This window comes from Streptomyces sp. SID1328, from assembly GCF_009865595.1.
Taxonomy (GTDB): domain Bacteria; phylum Actinomycetota; class Actinomycetes; order Streptomycetales; family Streptomycetaceae; genus Streptomyces; species Streptomyces griseoluteus.
This window is the reverse complement of record NZ_WWKH01000824.1, coordinates 1-19,379: the sequence shown is the minus strand read 5'-3', so window position 1 is coordinate 19,379 and position 19,379 is coordinate 1. Positions and strand designations below refer to the sequence as shown.

General features: G+C 71.4%; 19 protein-coding genes, 2 tRNA genes and 1 pseudogene. 7 read left to right on the top strand and 15 right to left on the bottom strand.

Features of this window, described 5'->3' with window-relative positions:
• A partial coding sequence (locus tag GT030_RS26445; protein ID WP_161203259.1) for a SigB/SigF/SigG family RNA polymerase sigma factor occupies positions 1–575 on the top strand: 575 nt, incomplete at its 5' end.
• Positions 576–681: 106 nt separating this feature from the next.
• Here GT030_RS26445 and GT030_RS26440 read toward each other — a convergent pair.
• Positions 682–876, bottom strand: coding sequence for a hypothetical protein (locus GT030_RS26440; RefSeq protein WP_030806323.1), 195 nt, complete (start codon positions 874–876; stop codon positions 682–684).
• 205 nt (positions 877–1,081) lie between these two features.
• Between GT030_RS26440 and GT030_RS26435 the strand changes: the two genes are divergently transcribed.
• The 4 genes from GT030_RS26435 (at position 1,082) to GT030_RS26420 (ending at position 5,528) form a co-directional block, all read left to right on the top strand.
• Entirely contained in the window at positions 1,082–1,573 is a 492-nt protein-coding gene (locus GT030_RS26435) for a MarR family transcriptional regulator (protein ID WP_086690073.1), read from the top strand.
• 13 nt (positions 1,574–1,586) lie between these two features.
• Positions 1,587–4,115 carry an MFS transporter gene (locus GT030_RS26430; protein ID WP_202460587.1) on the top strand — a complete coding sequence of 843 codons (2,529 nt, stop codon included), beginning with the start codon at positions 1,587–1,589 and terminating at the stop codon, positions 4,113–4,115.
• Between the two features lie 95 nt (positions 4,116–4,210).
• A complete protein-coding gene (locus tag GT030_RS26425; RefSeq protein WP_161203257.1) occupies positions 4,211–5,032 on the top strand; it encodes a YceI family protein in 822 nt (273 codons plus the stop codon).
• A gap of 25 nt (positions 5,033–5,057) precedes the next feature.
• Positions 5,058–5,528: a PPOX class F420-dependent oxidoreductase gene (locus GT030_RS26420; protein ID WP_161203256.1), complete on the top strand. Its 471-nt coding sequence runs from the start codon at positions 5,058–5,060 to the stop codon at positions 5,526–5,528.
• 39 nt (positions 5,529–5,567) lie between these two features.
• Here the strand turns inward: GT030_RS26420 and GT030_RS26415 are convergent, their stop codons facing one another.
• The 9 genes from GT030_RS26415 to GT030_RS36770 form a co-directional block, all read right to left on the bottom strand.
• On the bottom strand, positions 5,568–6,344 hold the full coding sequence (locus GT030_RS26415; RefSeq protein ID WP_346009752.1) for a TetR/AcrR family transcriptional regulator: 777 nt from the start codon (positions 6,342–6,344) through the stop codon (positions 5,568–5,570).
• A gap of 69 nt (positions 6,345–6,413) precedes the next feature.
• A complete protein-coding gene (locus GT030_RS26410) occupies positions 6,414–7,853 on the bottom strand; it encodes an MFS transporter (protein ID WP_161203255.1) in 1,440 nt (479 codons plus the stop codon).
• A gap of 64 nt (positions 7,854–7,917) precedes the next feature.
• Positions 7,918–10,095 (bottom strand): glycosyltransferase family 39 protein, encoded by a 2,178-nt coding sequence (locus GT030_RS26405; RefSeq protein WP_161203254.1) that lies wholly within the window; start codon positions 10,093–10,095, stop codon positions 7,918–7,920.
• Positions 10,092–11,408: a bifunctional glycosyltransferase family 2/GtrA family protein gene (locus GT030_RS26400; RefSeq protein ID WP_161203253.1), complete on the bottom strand. Its 1,317-nt coding sequence runs from the start codon at positions 11,406–11,408 to the stop codon at positions 10,092–10,094. The genes GT030_RS26405 and GT030_RS26400 overlap by 4 nt, the downstream gene beginning before the upstream one ends.
• A 14-nt stretch (positions 11,409–11,422) precedes the next feature.
• Positions 11,423–13,018 (bottom strand): HAMP domain-containing sensor histidine kinase, encoded by a 1,596-nt coding sequence (locus GT030_RS26395; protein ID WP_161203252.1) that lies wholly within the window; start codon positions 13,016–13,018, stop codon positions 11,423–11,425.
• Entirely contained in the window at positions 13,015–13,755 is a 741-nt protein-coding gene (locus tag GT030_RS26390; RefSeq protein ID WP_030806287.1) for a response regulator transcription factor, read from the bottom strand. Before GT030_RS26390 ends, GT030_RS26395 begins: the two co-directional genes overlap by 4 nt.
• A 73-nt stretch (positions 13,756–13,828) precedes the next feature.
• Positions 13,829–14,704 (bottom strand): DUF2797 domain-containing protein, encoded by an 876-nt coding sequence (locus GT030_RS26385; RefSeq protein WP_161203251.1) that lies wholly within the window; start codon positions 14,702–14,704, stop codon positions 13,829–13,831.
• Between the two features lie 135 nt (positions 14,705–14,839).
• Entirely contained in the window at positions 14,840–15,802 is a 963-nt protein-coding gene (locus tag GT030_RS26380; RefSeq protein ID WP_161203250.1) for a Bro-N domain-containing protein, read from the bottom strand.
• Between the two features lie 66 nt (positions 15,803–15,868).
• Positions 15,869–16,219: an HGxxPAAW family protein gene (locus GT030_RS36770; protein ID WP_237522838.1), complete on the bottom strand. Its 351-nt coding sequence runs from the start codon at positions 16,217–16,219 to the stop codon at positions 15,869–15,871.
• Positions 16,220–16,297: 78 nt separating this feature from the next.
• Here GT030_RS36770 and GT030_RS26370 point away from each other — a divergent pair, with 78 nt between their 5' ends.
• Positions 16,298–16,780, top strand: a complete 483-nt coding sequence (locus GT030_RS26370) for a MarR family transcriptional regulator (RefSeq protein WP_161203249.1) — start codon at positions 16,298–16,300, stop codon at positions 16,778–16,780.
• A 44-nt stretch (positions 16,781–16,824) separates the two neighbouring features.
• On the opposite strand, the gene GT030_RS26365 is transcribed toward GT030_RS26370, so the two are convergent.
• Together GT030_RS26365 and GT030_RS26360 are read right to left on the bottom strand one after the other, a co-directional pair.
• Positions 16,825–17,328 carry a hypothetical protein gene (locus tag GT030_RS26365; protein ID WP_161203248.1) on the bottom strand — a complete coding sequence of 168 codons (504 nt, stop codon included), beginning with the start codon at positions 17,326–17,328 and terminating at the stop codon, positions 16,825–16,827.
• Entirely contained in the window at positions 17,325–17,735 is a 411-nt protein-coding gene (locus tag GT030_RS26360; protein ID WP_161203247.1) for a DUF6578 domain-containing protein, read from the bottom strand. Before GT030_RS26360 ends, GT030_RS26365 begins: the two co-directional genes overlap by 4 nt.
• Before the next feature lie 241 nt (positions 17,736–17,976).
• Between GT030_RS26360 and GT030_RS36765 the strand changes: the two are divergent.
• A pseudogene (locus GT030_RS36765) lies at positions 17,977–18,118 on the top strand (YdcF family protein); the annotation flags it as partial.
• A 113-nt stretch (positions 18,119–18,231) separates the two neighbouring features.
• Here the strand turns inward: GT030_RS36765 and GT030_RS26355 are convergent.
• The 3 genes from GT030_RS26355 to GT030_RS26345 all read right to left on the bottom strand — a co-directional run bounded on the left by GT030_RS26355 (position 18,232) and on the right by GT030_RS26345 (position 19,089).
• Positions 18,232–18,597, bottom strand: coding sequence for a hypothetical protein (locus GT030_RS26355; RefSeq protein WP_161203246.1), 366 nt, complete (start codon positions 18,595–18,597; stop codon positions 18,232–18,234).
• A gap of 115 nt (positions 18,598–18,712) precedes the next feature.
• Positions 18,713–18,785, bottom strand: a tRNA-Arg gene (locus GT030_RS26350).
• A 213-nt stretch (positions 18,786–18,998) separates the two neighbouring features.
• A tRNA-Ser gene (locus GT030_RS26345) sits at positions 18,999–19,089 on the bottom strand.
• Between the last annotated feature and the right edge of the window lie 290 nt (positions 19,090–19,379).

Genomic DNA, 19,379 nt, shown 5'->3' with positions numbered 1-19,379 from the left:
TCGGCCTGATCAAGGCGATCGACCGCTTCGACTGCGAACGGGGCGTGGAGTTCCCGACGTTCGCCATGCCGACGGTCGTGGGCGAGATCAAGCGGTTCTTCCGCGACACCTCGTGGTCGGTGCGGGTGCCGCGCCGGCTCCAGGAGCTGCGCCTGGCGCTGACCAAGGCGAGCGACGAGCTGTCCCAGCGGCTCGACCGCTCCCCGACCGTGCCGGAGCTCGCGGCCGCGCTCGGTGTCTCCGAGGAGGACGTGGTCGACGGTCTGGCGGTGGGCAACGCCTACACCGCCTCCTCGCTCGACTCCCCGGCCCCCGAGGACGACGGCGGCGAGGGCTCGCTGGCCGACCGCCTCGGCTACGAGGACACGGCGCTGGAGGGCGTGGAGTACCGGGAGTCGCTCAAGCCGCTGCTGGCCAAGCTGCCGCCGCGCGAGCGCCGGATCATCATGCTGCGCTTCTTCGCCAACATGACCCAGTCGCAGATCGGCGAGGAGGTCGGCATCTCGCAGATGCACGTCTCGCGGCTGCTGACCCGGACGCTGTCCCAGCTCCGCGAGGGTCTCGTCTCGGACTGACGGTCCCGGAGACCGACGGACCGAAAGGCCCGCCCGGCCCGTGTCGCGCGCTTCGGCGCGGACGCGGGCCGCGGCCTTTTGAGGGGCTCCCTGAGGGAGCCGGGGGTCACTTCAGCGCGAGCCAGGCGACGGCCGCGACGACGGCCACGGCCACGATGACGCCGATGATCAGGCCGACGCGGGGACCGGAGGAAGCCGCCTCCTGCTGGCGAGCCGGGGGAGTCTCGTCGACGAACGCGCGGAACATCTGAGTGCTGCCTGCGGGGTCGTAATTGCCCTGGGGGCCCTGGGTGTTAGCCATGGGCCGAGACACTAGCGAATCCGGGTGCCCACCCCAAGTGCGGGGCCATGGAGACAGAGGCGGGCAGGTCGCCCGCGTCCACCTGCACGTTTACGATCGCAATACTTGCCTTTGCCAAGTTTTTGCGCCATCACCCCCCGATCTATTTGCCTACAGCAACCAAGTATCTCTATGGTTGCCCAAAGCAACGAATACGGGAGGTGTGATGGCCGAGCAGGCGCAGTTCGAGGAGCTGGCACGTCAGCTCAGTGCCGTCGGCGCCGTGAAGCGCGACATCGGGCGGATACTCCCGCCCGACTGCCCGGCCGGTTCGGCCGCCGTGCTGACCCTGCTCGGCCGCCACGAGGAGATGCGCATGAGCAAGCTCGCCGAGCTGCTCGCCGTCGACATGTCGGTGACCAGCAGGCATGTCGCCCACGTGGCCGCGCGCGGCTGGATCGAGCGGTCCCCGGACCCGGCGGACAAGCGCTCGCGCATCCTGCGCCTGACGCCCGCGGGCAACGACCAGCTCGTGGAGTTGTCGCTGCGCACCAGCCGGCTGCTCGCCGAGCGGCTGAGCGACTGGACCGACGACGAGGTCGCCCAGCTCATCCAGCTCATGACCCGGCTGCGCGCGTCGTTCGGCGACTGCCGCTCCGGTGTGCCGAGACCGGCCGCCCCCGTTTCCGCAGAAACCCGTACACCCGCGATCACGTAAGTAAAGGAAGCCCATGGCAACGACCACACCATCCGGTGTGCGGGCTCACGCCAAGCACGGGGGCGGGGCCGATGAGGCCCCGATGACCCACCGGCAGATCATGGAGGCGCTCTCCGGGCTGCTGCTCGGCATGTTCGTGGCGATCCTGTCGTCCACGATCGTCTCCAACGCGCTCCCGCACATCATCGGTGACCTCGGCGGCGGCCAGTCCGCCTACACCTGGGTCGTCACCGCGGCCCTGCTGTCCATGACGGCCGCCACCCCCCTGTGGGGCAAGCTCGCCGACCTGTACAGCAAGAAGGCGCTCGTCCAGATAGCCCTGGTCATCTACGTCGTCGGCTCGATGGCGGCCGGTCTGTCGCAGAACCCCGGCATGCTGATCGCCTGCCGTGTCGTCCAGGGCATCGGCGTCGGCGGTCTGTCCGCCCTGGCGCAGATCGTCATGGCGGCGATGATCTCCCCGCGTGAGCGCGGCCGTTACTCCGGCTACCTCGGTGCGACCTTCGCCGTCGCCACCGTCGGCGGCCCGCTGCTCGGCGGTGTCATCACCGACACCTCGTGGCTGGGCTGGCGCTGGTGCTTCTACGTCGGTGTCCCCTTCGCGATCATCGCGCTGATCGTGCTGCAGAAGACCCTGCACCTGCCCGTGGTCAAGCGTGAGGTCAAGGTCGACTGGGGCGGCGCCGCGCTGATCTCCGCGGCCGTCTCGCTGCTGCTGGTCTGGGTCACCTTCGCCGGTGACAAGTACGACTGGCTGTCCTGGCAGACCTACACGATGGTGGCCGGCTCGATCGTGCTCGGCGCGCTGTTCGTGCTCGTCGAGGCCAAGGCCAGCGAGCCGATCATCCCGCTGCGCCTGTTCAAGAACCGCACCATCACGCTGGCCTCGCTCGCCTCGCTGTTCGTCGGCGTGGCCATGTTCAGCGGCACCGTGTTCTTCAGCCAGTACTTCCAGCTCGCCCGCGACAAGTCCCCGACGATGTCCGGCATCCTGACCATCCCGATGATCGGTGGTCTGTTCATCTCCTCGACCGTCTCGGGCCAGTTCATCACCCGTACCGGCCGCTGGAAGGCGTGGCTGGTCAGCGGTGGCGTCCTGGTCACCGCCGGTCTGCTCCTGCTGGGCGGCATCCGGTACGACACGGACTACTGGAAGATGGCCATCTTCATGGCCCTGCTGGGTCTCGGCATCGGCATGATGATGCAGAACCTGGTGCTCGCCACGCAGAACCAGGTGGCGCCCTCCGACCTCGGCTCGGCCAGCTCCACGGTCACCTTCTTCCGCTCCCTGGGCGGCGCGGTGGGCGTCTCGGCGCTCGGCGCGGTGATGGCCCACCGGATCACGCACTACGTCACGGACGGCATCGGCTCGCTGAGCCCGAAGTACCAGGCCGCCATGGCGCAGTCCGGCTCGACCGACACCATCCCGGACATGAACGCGCTGCCGGGTCCGATCCGGAACCTGCTGGAGAGCGCCTACGGCCACGGCATCGCCGATGTCTTCCTCATCGCGGGCTGCCTCGCCGCCGTCGCCTTCCTGATCACGCTGTTCATCAAGGAGGTCCCGCTGAAGACGAAGGGCGCGCTCGCGCAGTCCTCCGAGTCCGAGGCCCCCGTCACGGACCCGGCCGCCGCCCCCGCGGTCGCCGAGGCCCAGCAGGTCCCGGCCATGGCCTTCGCCACCGCCGAGGGCACCCCCTCGGCCGACGGCACGGCCACCACGGCCGCGACCGCCCCGCAGGTGACGGCCGTCGCCATGGCCGGCGAGACCACTCCGGCCGGCGGCACGCCGGTGCGGGGATTCGTGCGCGGCGCCGAGAGCGCCCCGGTCCCGGGTGCGGCGGTCACGCTGATCTCGCTGGCCGGCCGCCAGCTCGGCCGCGCGGTCGCCCAGGCCGACGGCTCCTACGCGCTGGCCGCCCCCGGCACCGGCTCGTACGTGCTGATCGCCTCCGCGGACGGCTTCCAGCCGCAGGCGTCCACCGTCGTGGTGGGCGAGGAGCCGCTGTCGTACGACATCCTGCTCAGCGGCACCAGCGGGCTGACCGGTGTGGTCCGGGCGGCCGGGAACGCGCTGCCGGTGAAGGACGCGATGGTCGTCGTCACCGATGTGCGCGGTGATCTGCTGGCCGCCGCGCAGACCGGCGAGCAGGGCGAGTTCGGGTTCACCGAGCTGGTGCCCGGCACCGTGACGATCGCGGTCAACGCCGCCGGCTACCGGCCGCGCGCGCTGCCCGTGGAGGTCGCCACCACCGGCATCACCCGCGTGGAGGTCGACCTGGACACCGGCGCGGTGCTCAGCGGTGTCGTCCGGGCCCCGCACGGTCCGCTGGCCGACGCCCGCGTCACCCTGGTCGACCAGGCGGGCAACGTGGTCGGCACCGCCACCACCGGTGCGGACGGCGCGTACGCCTTCACCGACCTGGACGGCGGCGAGTACACCGTGATCGCCACGGGTTACCCGCCGGTGGCCACCGCGCTGACCGTCGCCGGAACCGGCACGGACGGCCACGACATCGAACTCGCCCACCCCGGCGAGTAGTTCACCCGACCGGCCCGTGGCCCGCCTTCGAAAAAGCGGGCCACGGGCCGGTCCCCTGACCGACGCGCGCTCAGCCGCGCAGGGAGAAGAACGCCATGGCACTGACCGCGAGAATCCGTACCCGTGACGGCTGGGCCGTCTCGCACGCGGTGGTCACGGTGGCCGACATGACCGGTACGCAGGTGCTGCGGGCCGAGGCCGACGCCGAGGGCGTGGTGCGCGACGACACCGCGCTGGCTCCGGGGGCGTACACGGTGATCGTGACCGCCGTCGGGTACGCGCCCGTCGCCTCCAGCGCGCTGGTCACCGCGAGCGGCCGGGCCGAGGTCGGCGTGGTCACCCTGGCCCGGCAGGGCGGCAGCGAGCTGCCGCCGCCCGGTCCGTGGACCATCGACCCGGTGCACTCCTCGGTCGGCGCGGTCGCGCAGCACCTGGGCATCTCCAGCGTGCGGGGCCGGTTCACCGAGTTCGGCGGGAGCATCGAGATCGCCCCCGACGACATCACCAAGTCCCGCGTGGAGGCGGTCATCCGGGCCGAGTCCATCGACACGGGCAACGGGATGCGGGACACCCACCTGCGCTCCGCCGACTTCCTGGACGTGGCGAAGTACCCGGAGCTGACCTACCGCTCGGCCGGGCTGACCCAGGCCGGGCCCGACCGGTGGACCGTGCACGGCGAGCTGTCGATGCGCGGGATCGTCCGCCCGGTCGACCTGGACCTCGCCTACCTCGGCACCGGCGCCGACCCCTGGGGCGGCACGCGGGCCGCGTTCCGGGCGACGGCCGAGCTGCACCGGGACGACTTCGCCATGAACTACAACCAGGTCCTCCAGGCCGGCATCGCCGCCATCGGGACCACCCTGCGGATCGAGCTGGACATCCAGGCGGTCCAGGGCGACGCGCTGCCCTCGCTCTGACGGGACAAGGTCCTAGGCTCGGCGCATGGCACCCAACATCGCTACGAACACCAAAGTGACCCTGCAGGAATTGCTGGACTTCGTACGACCCCGCCATCGCGCCATCCTGCTGACCCGGCGCTCCGACGGCTCGCCGCAGGGCTCCCCGCTGACCTGCGGGGTGGACGGCTCCGGCCGGATCGTGGCCTCCACGTATCCGGAGCGGGCCAAGACCCGCAACGCCAAGCGGGACGAGCGGGTCAGCTTGATCGTGCTGAGCGACGAGTGGAACGGCCCCTGGGTCCAGATCGACGGCACGGCCGAGGTGCTGGACACCCCGGAGTCCGTCGAGCCGCTGGTCGAGTACTACCGGAACATCGCCGGTGAGCACCCGGACTGGGACGAGTACCGCAAGGCCATGGCCGAGCAGGGCAAGTCCATCATCCGGGTCACGCCGGAGCGGTGGGGGCCGGTGGCGACGGGCGGATTCCCGGCGCGGCTGGCGTCCGACTCGTAGAACGGCACCTTGGTGGCCCGTGGCCGGCCCTCGCGGGGGTCAGCCGCGGGCCACCATCGCTTCGATGCCCGCGATCAGCAGGTCCAGGGCGAAGACGAAGTCCCGGTCGAGCATCTCCTGCACCGTGTCACCGCCGCGCGCGTCCATCAGGGCGCGGGACTCCCGCATGACCTCCGAGGTGCCGGCCACCTCGGAGGCCACGGTGAGGGACTGCTGGAAGTATTCGTCCGCGCTCAGCCCGGTGTCCGCGATCCGGGCGTGGAAGTGGCCCTCGATCGTGCCGTAGCCGTACACGAACTGGAAGACGGCCGAGATCGCGCCCGTCACCCCGTGTGCGGGCAGCCCGGCCCGGCCGACCACCCGCTGCACCGCGCGGGAGAAGGCCAGGGAGTTCGGGCCGATGTTGAGGAAGCGGCCCGCGATCGGGGAGAGCCAGGGGTGGCGGACCATCATCGCCCGGTACTCGGTGGCCAGGGTGCGCAATTGCTCGCGCCAGTCGGCCTCCGTGTCCTCCGCGTCGGGCAGCGGAAGCTCGCCGAAAGCGGTGTCCAGGGCGAGTTCGAGCAGGTCGTCCTTGGTGTCGACGTACCAGTACAGGGACATCGCGGTCACGTTCAGCTCGCCCGCCAGGCGGCGCATGGAGAAGCGGTCCAGGCCCTCGGCGTCCAGCAGGGCGACCGAGGTCGCGGTGATCCGGTCCCGGTCCAGGCCGGAGGGCTGGCCGCCCCGGCCGCGCCGCTCCTTGCCGGTCACCCAGACGCTGCCGCGCCGCTCGGCCTTGGGGCGGCCCTCCTGGGGGCCGTCTTCCTTCACCACCGGGCTTCCCTCCGTGGGCCGTCGCTCACCGCACACCTTGCCAGGTCCGGGCGGCTCAACCACCCCGGCTCAGGCGGCATCGCGCTGGGCCCGCTTCAGCAGGGCCGCCGCGACCAGGCCACCGGCCAGCACGGAGACGGAGCCGACCAGTTGGCCGGCGCTGAGCCCGGCCGACAGGGTGCGGCCGTCGGCCAGGAAGGAGCTGAGCACCGCGCCCAGCACGGCCACCCCGAGACCGTTGCCGAACTCGGCCAGGGTGCCGTTGATCCCGGCACCGACCCCGGCCTTCTCCGGCGGGATGGCGCTCATGATCGCGTGCGCCATGGCGGGGTTGGCCAGCGCGCACCCGGCGCCGATCAGCACCAGACCGAGCAGCGTCCCCGCGTACCCGGACGAGGCCAGCTCGGCGATGGAGACCAGGCCGCCCGCCATCAGCGCCATGCCCAGCGCGATCGCCACCGGCGTGCCCAGCCTGGCCGCCCACTTGGCGGAGAGCCCGCTGAAGTTGAGCAGGACCACGGTGAGCGCCAGCGGTGCGGTGCGCGCGCCCGCCTCCAAGGGGCCGTAGCCGAGGACCAGTTGAAGGTGCTGCGTGAGCAGGAACAGCGCGCCGCCCATGCCGAAGGTGATGAGCACCGCGCCCGCGACCGCACCGGTGAACCGGCGGTCCCGGAAGAACGCGAGGTCGAGCATGGGCTCCTCGACCCGGCTCTCCCAGTACGCGAACACCGCCAGCACGGCCACCGCCACGGCCGCCGAGCCGAGCACGCGGGCCGACGTCCAGCCGTGGTGCGGGCCGGAGATGACCGCGAAGACCAGGGCGGTCATGCCGATCGTGGAGAGCAGCGCGCCCAGCAGGTCGGGGCGGGCGGGCAGGCCCGTGGCGCCGACGGCACGGGTGGCCTTCGACTCCGGGACGAGGGCCACCACGGCGACCACGCCAAGGGCGGCCACGGGGAGGTTGATCAGGAAGATGGCGCCCCACCAGAAGTGGTCGAGCACGAAGCCGCCGATCAGCGGGCCGGCCGCGAAGCCGAGTGAGTTGACCGCGGCCCAGATGCCGATCGCCTTCGGCTGCTCCTCGGGCGCGAAGATCTGCATGGCGACGGCGAGCGTGGTGGTCAGCAGCAGCGCGCCGCCGATGCCCATGCCCGCGCGGGCGGCGATCAACTGCCCCGTGGTGGTGGAGAGTCCGGCGGCCAGCGAGCCGAGCCCGAACACCGTGAGGCCCGCGATCAGCATCTTCTTGCGGCCGTACCGGTCGGCGGCGCTGCCCGCGGTGAGCAGCAGGCCGGACTGGACCAGCGAGTACGCGTTGATCATCCACTGGATGTCGGAGGTGGCCGCGTGCAGCCGGTGGGTGAGCGAGGGGATCGCCACGTTCAGCACGGTGTTGTCGAGCAGCACGGTGAGCTGGGCGAGGCAGATCACGCCCAGGATCAGCCAGCGGCGGGGGTGGCCCTCGGGGGCCCTCGGGAGCGGTGGTGCCGAGACGTCGGGAGCGGACATGCCGTACACCGTATAGCGATTCCCCTATACGGTGTACGGCATTATCGGCCGAGGGTGTTTCCGGTCAGCCGGCCTGCTTCCGGGTGAGGTCGTAGAAGGTGGCCGTACCGACCGTCACCTTCTTGAAGTTGGCCTCTACCCAGGTGCTGATGGAGGTGGCGGTGCCGCCGGCCCCCATGCCGCCTCGGGCCTCGCCGGTGCGGCCCATGCCCATGCCCCCGCCCGCGATGTAGTAGTGGATCCTGCCGTCGGCGACGTACCGCTTGAACTGGGCGAGGGTCGGGGAGGGGTCGGTGCCGTTGAAGCCGCCGATCGCCATCACCGCCTTGTTCGTGGCGAGTTGGTAGCTGGCCGCGTTCTGCGAGCCAGTGGAGGCGGCTGCCCAGGTGTAGGAGTCGGCGTCGGCCAGGAGGAGCTTCTTGGCCTTGGTGGAGACGGTGGCGCCGTTGAGGAGGCCGCCCGCGCCGCCGGGGCCGGCCATGCGGCCGGATTCGTCGGTGCGGGTGCTGCCGGGGAAGTTCGGGGCGGGCAGGCCGTTCTGGCCCTGGCCCGGCCGGCCGTTCTGGCCCGGGAAGCCGCCGCCGGGGAAGCCCTGGCCGTTCTGGCCGGTGCCGCCGTCGGGCGGGGTCTGGCCCTGCTGCCTCTGACCCTGGCCCGGCATTCCGCCGGGGAAGCCCCCGCGCATGCCCCGGCCGCCCGGCCCTCCCCCGCCGAACCCCATCATGCCGGCCCCCGCCGGCCCGGCCGTCGGAATCGACCCGGTGTGAGCGGAGTTCACGGTGCTCAGCGTGTACGCCGTCGGCCCCGCCAGCGCCGCGGCCAGGCCCAGCGCGGCCGCGCCGAGCGCCAGGTTCCGGGGCGCGCGGCCGAGGAACAACAGACCGAGCGCGGCGAGCAGCCCGCCGGCCAGCACCAGCCACTTCAGCCAGGGCAGGTAGTCGGAGGTGCGGTTGAGCAGCACGTACCCCCAGGCGCCCGAGGCCACCGAGGCGGCCGCCAGCGCCCAGCCCGCCCAGGTCTCCTTGCGGCGCTCCCACAGCAGTCCGGTGCCCATGCCGATCACGGCGGCGAGGTACGGGGCGAGGGCGATCGTGTAGTACTGGTGGAAGATGCCGGCCATGTAGCTGAAGACCGCCATGGTGATCAGCAGCGAGCCGCCCCAGACCAGGAACGACGCGCGGGTGACCGAGGCGCGGCCCAGCTTGCGGGTGGCCCACAGGCCCGCGACCAGCAGGACCAGCGCGGCCGGGAGCAGCCAGGAGACCTGGCCGCCGACCTCGGCGCCGAACATCCGGTCCCAGCCGGTCGAGCCCCAGCGGCCACCGCCGCCGCCCATGCCGCCGCCTCCGCCGCCGACGCTGCCGGTCTCGTCGCCGTTGATCCGGCCGAGCCCGTTGTAGCCGAAGGTCAGCTCCAGGAAGCTGTTGTGCTGCGAGCCGCCGATGTACGGGCGGGAGGAGGCCGGCCACAGCTCGACCACCGCGACCCACCAGCCGCCGGACACCACCAGCGCGAGCGTGGCAAGACCGAGCTGCACCAGCCGCCTGCCCACCCGCACCGGCGCGCAGACCGCGTAGACGATCGCCAGCGGAGGCAGGATCAGGAACGCCTGGAGGGTCTTGGCGAGAAAGGCGAAGCCGATGGCGACCCCCGCCCAGACCAGCCAGCGGGTCCGGCCGTCCTCGACCGCGCGGACGGTGAAGTAGCAGGCCAGCGCCATCAGCAGGGCCAGCATCGCATCCGGGTTGTTGAACCGGAACATCATCGCCGCGACCGGGGTCAGCGCCAGCACCGCGCCCGCGACCAGTCCGGCCACCGCGCTGAACCGGCGCCGTACGGCCGCGTACACGACCGCCACCGAGCCGACGCCCATGAGCACCTGGGGGACCAGGACCGCCCAGGAGTTCAGGCCGAAGACCCGGACCGACAGTTCCATGGGCCACAGGAACGCCGAGGGCTTGTCGACGGTGATGGCGTTGCCGCCGTCCAGCGAGCCGAAGAAGAAGGCCTTCCAGGAGGTGCTGCCCGCCTGCACGGCCGCCGAGTAGAAGGAGTTGGCGAAGCCGGAGGCGTTCAGGTTGTACAGGTACAGCACGAAGGTCGCGGCGAGCAGCGCCCAGAAGGCGGGACGGGCCCAGCTCGGGTCCTCGGGACGGCCGCGCCACGCACGGTGTGCGAGGGAGGCCCGTGGCGCCGGTGGCGTCTCGGCAACCTGCGGGGGCTGGTCGTACTGGGTGGTCATCGGGGGTCCCCCGTAGAGATGGTGGTGGGTTCGGCGTAGGCCGCAGTGGTCGGGCCGGGTACGGGCGCGGGGTCGCGGCGGTCCGGGAAGACCCAGGCGCGGAAGAGGAGGAAGCGCAGGACGGTCGCGGCGAGGTTGGCGACGACCAGGACCGCGATCTCGGTGGTGTGCGCGGGGCTGGTGGTGGCCGCGTTCAGGGCGGCCAGCGAGCCGCTGGTCAGGGCGAGGCCGATGGCGAAGACCACCAGCCCCTGCGCCTGGTGCCGTACCGCTCCGCCCCGGCCGCGCACCCCGAAGGTGAGGCGCCGGTTGGCGGCCGTGTTGGCGAGCGCGGAGAGCAGCAGGGCGAGCGCGTTGGCCGCCTGCGAGCCGCCGAACTGCCTGAAGCCGCTGTAGAGCAGCAGGTAGAACAGGGTCGAGAGCCCGCCGACCACGCAGAACCCGACGAGCTGGCGGGCCAGCCCCTTGGGCACGTCGGTGATCTCGCGGTCGCGGGGGTCGTCGCCGAACGGCCGGGCCAGCCGGTCCAGCGGCAGCGAACCGGTGGTCAGCGCCCGCCCCACCCGCCACACGCCCTTCAGGTCGTCGGTGGCGGTGCGCACGATGCGCACGGTGGAGTCCGGGTCGTCGACCCAGTCGACCGGCACCTCGTGGATGCGCAGCCCCGCCCGCTCGGCCAGCACCAGCATCTCGGTGTCGAAGAACCAGCCGGTGTCCTCCACCAGCGGCAGCAGCACCTGGGCCACCTCGCGCCGGATCGCCTTGAAGCCGCACTGGGCGTCGGAGAACCGCGCCTGGAGCGAGCCGCGCAGGATCAGGTTGTAGGCCCGGCTGATGAACTCCCGCTTCGGCCCGCGCACCACCCGCGAGGTCCGGCTGAGCCGGGAGCCGATCGCCAGGTCGGAGTGGCCCGAGATCAGCGGGGCGACCAGCGGGAGCAGGGCGTTGAGGTCGGTGGAGAGGTCGACGTCCATGTACGCGAGGACCGGCGCGTCGGAGGCGGACCACACCGTGCGCAGGGCATGCCCCCGGCCCTTGCGCTCCAGCCGGACGTTGGTCACGTCCGGGTGGCGGGCGGCGAGTTCGGCGGCGATGAGCGGGGTGCCGTCGGTGGAGGCGTTGTCCGCGATGGTGACCCGGAAGGCGTAGGGGAAGGTGCGCGCCAGGTGCTCCCGCAGTCCGAGCACGCACCGGCGCAGGTCCTTCTCCTCGTTGTAGACGGGGATCACCACGTCCAGCACCGGGGTGCCGGCGGCCGTGGCAGGGAGGTGCTCCCGTGCCGGGAGGGTGCCGGGAGAAGAGTCGGTTCGCATGGGACCGACTCTTCTCACCTCCCCTGTCGCGCCCGTGTGGTGACGCTGTGGCCCGGCTGTGAGTGCGGAACCGGCTCGGGCCCGGCGGCGGGCAGCCGTACGGTGAACACGGTCCGTCCGGGCCGGCTCTCGACGTCCACGGTGCCGCCGTGCGCGGTGACGACGGCCCGCACGATGGCGAGGCCGAGCCCGGTGGAGCCGGTGGCGCGGGTGCGGGCGGAGTCGCCGCGCGCGAACCGCTCGAAGACGTGCGGCAGCAGCGCCGCGGGGATGCCCGGACCGTCGTCCGCCACCTGTACGCACATCCGGGCGCCCTGCCTGCGCACCCGCGCGGTCACCGTGGTGCCCGGCGGGGTGTGGCTGCGGGCGTTGCCCAGCAGGTTGACCAGGATCTGCTGGAGCCGGGCCGCGTCGGCGGTCACCGGCGCCGGTTCGTCGGGCAGGTCCAGCCGCCAGGTGTGGTCGAGGCCGGCCGCGCGGGCGTCGCTGACCGTGTCCACCACCAGCGGGACCAGGTCGGTGCGGCCGAACTGGAGCGGGCGGCCCGCGTCCAGCCGCGCGAGCAGCAGCAGGTCCTCCACCAGCAGGGTCATCCGGCCCGCCTCGGACTCGATCCGTGCCAGCGCGTGCCGGGTGTCCGGGCCGACCTGCTCCCCGCCGCGCCGGGTCAGCTCGGCGTAGCCGCGTATCGAGGCGAGCGGGGTGCGCAGCTCGTGGCTGGCGTCGGCGACGAAGCGCCGGACGCGGGTCTCGCTCTCCTGGCGGGCGTGCAGGGCGCCGTTGACGTGGTCGAGCATCCGGTTGAGCGCGGCGCCGACCCGGCCGACTTCGGTGTGCGGGTCGCACTCGGACTCCGGGACCCGCTCGCTGAGGTTCACCTCGCCGGAGTGCAGCGGGAGTTCGGAGACACGGGTGGCGGTGCGGGCGACCCGGCGCAGGGGGCGGGTGGCGACACCGACGATGACCGTGCCGGCCAGCGAGGCCGCGACGAGCCCGGCGAGGGTGACGCAGACCTCGACCAGGATCAGGGTGTCGACGACGCCGTCCATGTCGGCGGTGGGGAGAGCGACGTAGTACCGGTCGGTGCCGTCGGGGCTCTGCGCGTACCGGACGAGGTAGTCGCCGAGGCCGGGGAGGCGGACGGTGTGGGCGCCGCCGTCCTGGGGGACGGTGGCGAGGGCGTCGGTCTGGGCCCGGCTGAGCTGGGCCGCGCGCATGCGCCGGAACACACCGCTGCCGTCCTTCTGCTCTTCGGAGACCGCCCCGGAGACGATCGAGCCGTCGCGCACGTACGCGGCGACGGTCTGCTTCTGGGTGGGTCCACGGGTGAGCAGGGTGGTGACCCGTTCGGCGGGGCTCTCGGCGGCCGCCGCCGAGGCGAGCGCGGCGACGGCCGGGTCCAGGGGACCGGGGCCGGGATGCGGGCGGCCGACCGCCCGCTCGGCCATCTCCCGCACCTTGCCGTCGAGTTGCTGGTACAGGTGCTCGTGCAGGGCGAGCGTGGTCACCGTCCCGATCACCGCGCAGACCACGGCGATCAGCACGACGGATGCGACGACCAGCCGCGTCCGCAGGGTGCGTGGGGTGCCCGCGCGGCGCACGAGCCTCACGACACGGCGGGCTTGATCAGGTAGCCCGCCCCCCGACGGGTGTGGATCATCGGCTCCCGGCCCGCGTCGATCTTCCGGCGCAGATAGGAGATGTACAGCTCCACGACGTTCGCCTGTCCGCCGAAGTCGTAGGACCAGACCCGGTCCAGTATCTGCGCCTTGCTCAGCACCCGGCGCGGGTTGCGCATCAGGAAGCGGAGCAGCTCGAACTCGGTGGCGGTCAGGTGGATGGACTCCTCGCCCCGCCAGACCTCGTGGCTGTCCTCGTCCAGGCTGAGGTCGCCCACCACCAGCACGGAGTCCGGGCGACGGTCGGTGGCGCCGGAGCGCCGGATCAGCCCGCGCAGCCGGGCCACGACCTCCTCCAGGCTGAACGGCTTGGTGACGTAGTCGTCCCCGCCCGCCGTGAGCCCGGCGATCCGGTCCTCCACCGCGTCCTTGGCGGTGAGGAACAGCACCGGCACGTCCGGGAGTTCGCGGCGCAGCCGGCTCAGCACGGTCAGCCCGTCCATGTCCGGCAGCATCATGTCCAGGACCACCGCGTCGGGCCGGAACTCACGCGCGGCCCGCAGCGCACCCTGTCCGTCCCCCGCGCTCCTTATCCGCCAGCCCTCGTAGCGCAGCGCCATGCTCAGCAGTTCGGTGATCGACAGCTCGTCGTCCACCACCAGCACGCGGACGGGGCTGCCGTCCGGCCTCAGCAGTTCGGTGCGCCCCTGGGGCGAGGTCGTGGTCATGGTGAGACCTTGTCCGCACGCTCTGAGAGAGCCCTTTCGGCAGTCTGTGATTTCGCTGAGAAAGGGGTGAGAGTCAGAAGAGGCCGTGCTGGTGCGCGGCGAAGTCCTTTACGGGCAGGGTGATTTCGTTGTTCTGCTGAGCCGGGATCAGCTCCCAGCCGGGGAGCAGACGGGTGTCGAGCACGAGTACGCGTGCGGGTCCGCCGGTGTCCAGGTGCAGGTCGGGTCCGGCGGCGGCGACGAGTTCACCGGCCACGTGTCCTCCGGCGACCAGCTCCGTCACGGCGCCGGTGGCGGGCTCTGCGTGCTCGAGGTTGAAGGCGGCCAGATGGTCCGTGACGTGGCACGGTTCTCGTACGACGGACTCCGGCCAGTTCCCGAGGGAGACGGCCCGTGCGTGCAGCTCCCGCACCTCCGCCGCCCGCTCCTCGGCTCCGGCCGGGAGGGCGGCGCGTACGGTGCGCTTCCCGGCGTACGGAATCCGGTCCGGGACGCCGAGCGCGGCCCGCAGCAGCTCCTCGGTGCGCCGGGCGGCCATCAGCGGGCCGGTGCCGAGCCAGCTGAAACAGACGGCACCCTGCTCCAGCAGCCGTGCCGACCCGCGCTCCACGGCGGTGATGCCGACCTTGACCATTCCGGGGCCGAACCAGGCGAGGTAGACGCGGTAGGGGCGGGGGTCGTCGGCGATCGTGTCGGCGGCCACGGAGTGCGCGCGGTCCAGGCGGGCGCAGTTGTCGCAGCGGGCGCCGGTGCTTCGCGCGGGGACGGGGGCGCCGGTGGGGCACGCGTTCCCCCGCGCGCCCACGCAGCGCCGCACGGTGTCCTCCCGTACGCCGAAGGCGACCCGTTTGCCCCACGTCAGTGCGCTGCGCCGGCCACCGGACCAGACCAGCTCCGGCCCTTGCGGGGACCAGCGCAGTCCCGTACACGTCCACATCTGTGCTGCCATCACTCGTGAGGGTAGGAGATGCCGCCGACATCGCCTGTCCGGCGGCGGGGACGGGTACGGTGCGTGGAGAGCCCGAAGCCGCATCCTCTGAGTGCGACTTCGGGCTCTGCCTCTTCGGCCACGGAGTCTCTTCGGCTACGGAAGCGAGTAGACGGGTACCCCGTCCGCCGCGCTGCCGCTCTGCCGTACACAGCCCCGCTTGATCAGCATGCGTACGCAGTCGTGGACGCGGTCGCGTGTGAGACCGGTGCGGGCCGCGACGTCCTCCAGACGGCAGGCGACGGGGCCGTGGACCAGGGCGGGGGCGAGGTGGGCGGCGACGGCGTGCACGTCCTCGGTGACGACCAGGTTGCGGTCGCGCCAGGTGGCGAGGAGGTGCTGGGGGGTCAGGGGTGCGCGCGGCTCGGGGAGAGGGGCGGGGCGCACTCGGTCGACGATCTGGTCGAGGGCGTCGGCGATGCGGGTGAGGACGTGCTGGAGGCCGGTTACTTGGTGCGTGAGGGCGCCTAGTTGTTCGCTTACCTTGCTGCGCTCGTCGTTCGCGCGGCGGAGTTCGACGAGGTGCTCGGCCTGGGCGGCGGCGAGGGCTTCGTCGGCGCGGAGGTTGCGCTCCTCCAGGCGGACGATGGCGTCGGCGACCTGTGCGGGCATGACGTAGGAGGTGCCCGGTGTGGTCTGGAGCGGGGCGGGGTCGAGGCTGTAGGTGCCGTCGCGCTGGATGGTGACGATTACATCGGAGACCCAGGCTTTGAAGGGCTGCGACTCGGGCTTGGTGGAGCCGTTGACCAACTGGATCAGGCCGTGAAGGTTCACCAGATTCATGTCTCGGCGCCACTCCCGGCCTGCGGGAATGCTGAGAGTGTGCTTCAGGAGCACACTCTCGGCGGGAGAGAAGTACGCCGGGTCGACGATGTTGCGCAGAGTGGAACCGGTGTGTGCGTACCCCAGGTGCTTGCAGACGTCCACGGCGGGGAACCAGTGCTCGCCGTCCGGAGTGGTGAGCCTCCGGAGCCGGGCGCCGGTCGCCGCGTAGACGAAGTCACTGATCGCGATGGCGCCCCGCTCGGGCTGCCGGGTCCTGTCGTTGTGCTCGTACATCGAGCATCACCTCCACCACGGAAGCTAGGGAGGCTGACGAGCAACTACGTCCGGTGCAGGGCACGTTCACTCGATGGGAGACAGAGGTATCGATTCGGCACGGGTGACCACGGGCGCGGACGCCGGACGCCGGCCGGCGAGAGCGCAGCCCACGCACCCCGGATGCCCACCGCGGGCCTGCGTGTCCCGCGTCCCCATCCGCCACTCCTCCCGTGGCCGGACGCCCGGCGGCTTCCCCCACCCACTGAGATGCAGCACCCAGGTGACCAGCACGCTGACCGCGACGAGCACCCCGCCGCCGACGAGAGCCGGAACGGACCCCGTACACACTCCGGCACCCACGACACCACTGCCGAGGGTGGCGATGGCGCACCCCGTCCACCCGGCAATCGTGTGACCCTCGTCGTACAGACTCATGGAACGGCCTCCCACACATCTCTCACGTTCTAAGAGATTTACCTCTCGAATATCTCACAAACTAAGGAAAGAAGAAAGATGGACGGCAAGTCCCGCCCGCCCGCGACCCCCGCGCAGGCGCTCACCGCGATGGACGACCTCATCGCCGCGCACCTGATCGGCCAGCAGGAGATGGCCCGGCGGCTGAACCTGACCGTCACCGACCTCACCTGCTTCGGCTACGTCCTCCAGGCGGGCCCCGACCTCCTGACCGCCGGCGACCTCGCGTCCCGTATCCAGGTCACGACGGGTGCGGTGACGGGCATCCTGAACCGCCTGGAACGCGCCGGCTTCGTAACCCGCCGCCCCGACCCCACGGACCGCCGCAGGGTCCGAGTGGCGGCGGTCCCGTCGGCGGTGGCCCGGGTGGAGGCGGCCTACGGCCCCCACTACACCCGCCTGATGACCCTGTTCGCCGACTACACACCGGCCGAACTGGCGGTCATCACCGACTGGTTCACCCGAGCCACGGCGCTGGCACACGAGTCCCGAGTGGAACTGTCGGCGGAGAAGTCCGACTGACCCCGCGGAGCACATCGTCCGGAAGGCAGCACACGGTTCGTCCTTCAGCGGGGGCCATGCCGGGGTGGCCGCAATAGAGCCCAGATGGCGACAGTGCCCAGATGGCGGCTCACTCGGTCCGTGAGCCGTTGGACGGTGGAGCGGCGCAAGGAACACAGCCACACGTAACCACTCAGGGAAACGCAGAGACAACACCAGCTCTGCCACCACAAGTCCCCTGTGAACGGCTGTTGTTCCACGCACCAGAGGAGAGCGCAGACGGCCGAGGTGGCCAGCGCCAACGCAACCGAGCCGGCCTTGAGCACCTGTCCGCGAGCCGCCCAGCGAGAGACGAGGATGCCGGCAGGTACCTGGACGGAAACATGGAGCACCAGGAACCAGGCCAACAGACCGAACACCTGGCCGTAGGTCTTCGTGGACACGGCCGGAATCCAGCCCAGACCGACGAACAGCAGGGCGCCGCTCACGTGCATGGCCGCGACGTTCAACAGAACGAGCCACGCCCCGGTCTGCTGAGGTTCGCTGTTCTCCCGCGGAAGGGGCTTCACGAGACGGCACCCTCGGGCAGACCCGCGACGCGCCGGGCGGTCACCAGGTAGCCCGCGAACTCCACGTCCGGCCGGGGCCGGGCCCACCCGTCCGCCCTGTCGACAGGAACCAGGACGGCCGTGCCCCGAACGGGAAGGTTCATCCGGTCCGTGGCACCTGCGCGTTCCTCGTAACGGCAGTGCACCTCATCGATCGACAGCACCTCCAGCGAGGTGGCCGCCCGCTCCCCCGCCCGGCCGTGATGCTCCTCGCGGAAGCCGATCTCGTCCGCCCGTTCCTCCCCGACGACGTCTGCGTAGTCCTCCGGATCGGCCTCGAGCAGCGTCCATGAGACGACGCCCCCCACCGCGAAGTTCTGTCCACAGCACTGCATTTGCCAGTCATCGACCCAGATAGTCAACGTCACGACGCCATTGTCTGCCGCACGACCCGAGCTCGCCAGGGACCTCTCACGTGATCCAGGACGCGCACTCCGGAGGGGCAGGATTCGTCCTGATCACCACCGGTCTGTGCGGTGATCGGCTCTTGGCCTCCGGCGAGGGCCGGCCCCCCGCGACGGTGACAGGGAGAGAGCCGCGAACGACCACCAGCAGGCCGTCACCGAGGCCCAGTGGCGCCAGGCCGTGCGGATCTGGGACTACCACCAGATGCGTCATAAGCCGCGTCCCGTCAGCGTGACGGTTCGGACTGGGCAGTCACGACCTCCGCGTCACCACGCATGCCGCCGGGCTGTACCGCGCCGGGCTGTTCGCGACTCCGGTCTTCACCGGCGGCTACAGCCCCACCACGATCCCGGAAGACGTACGAGACGCGTACGACTGACTCGCTCGTCCAGGCCGGCTTCGCCAGCCGCCTCATCGCTTCCTGGCCCGAGCCTACGGGCACACCCCAGGGCCTCTGGGCTAAGTGGACTCGGTGGCACTGGGTGGGGGCGCGGTACCGCACTGCTGTGCGGCCTGCTTCGCTGCCAGATTCCTGGCGTGGGCCTCGCGCCGCAGGCGGCGTTCGTAGTCGGCGATCTGGCGGGCCACGGGGGCGCAGGTGGGCAGACCGATCAATCGCTCGTTCTCACGGTCGACCAGGAAGGGACCGTTGCCGCCCAGCGGAGGGCGCTGCCCGCGTCGACCGTCCCGGACCGCGCCCCAGTAGAAGATCCAGCCGAACGGCAACGCTTCCACCTGCTGGATCTCAAGGTCGTACTCGACGCGGTCCCGTACGGCATCGATCTCGGCGAGCACCAGTCGGCGCGCGTCCTCCTCGGTCAGCATCGCTCCATGCTGACACCGGGCCGCCGGAGGCGGGGCGGCTCGCCGCGGATTCGCCCAGCCTCACTTCTCACCGGAAACGCAAGAGGCCCCGGATTTCTCCGGGGCCTCTTTACTGTGCACTCGGCAGGATTCGAACCTGCAACCTTCTGATCCGTAGTCAGATGCTCTATCCGTTAAGCTACGAGTGCTTGTTCTTTTGTTTTCGTCTCCGTTTCCCTGGCCTTTCGGCCCGTCCCGGCGACAGGAAGAACATTACATGACTGCCGCCGTCATGTGAAATCCGTTCCCCGCACCCTGCCTGACCTGCGGAAACGTCGAAACCTAGATCGAACGCAGGGGCTCGCCACGAGCCCGGCAACGCCGAAGCCCCGGTCCAGGTGGACCGGGGCTTCGGATCAGGGCGGAGGCGGAGGGATTTGAACCCTCGATGGGCTTTAAGACCCAAACCGCATTAGCAGTGCGGCGCCATAGACCGGACTAGGCGACGCCTCCAGCACAACCACTCCCGCGAGCGCGCGAATGGTGCGTGCAGATGATGACACAGGCAAGCGCGGTGTCACCAATCGCCCCCCACGGTACTAGGCACCTGGCCCGCAGGGCAAAGGGCTTCTCCGGCGAGGCGCGCGCCGCTTCCGCGGGCGGTGTCGCAGGTGGGGCGCAACGTCCGGCGGGGGCGCGCGTTGGGGTGGGTATGAGTGCTCTCCCGCGGCGCGGCATCGCGTCCCTCGCCGTCTCCCTCCTCTGCGGCCTCGCCGCCACCCCGGCCGACGCGGCCCCCGCCC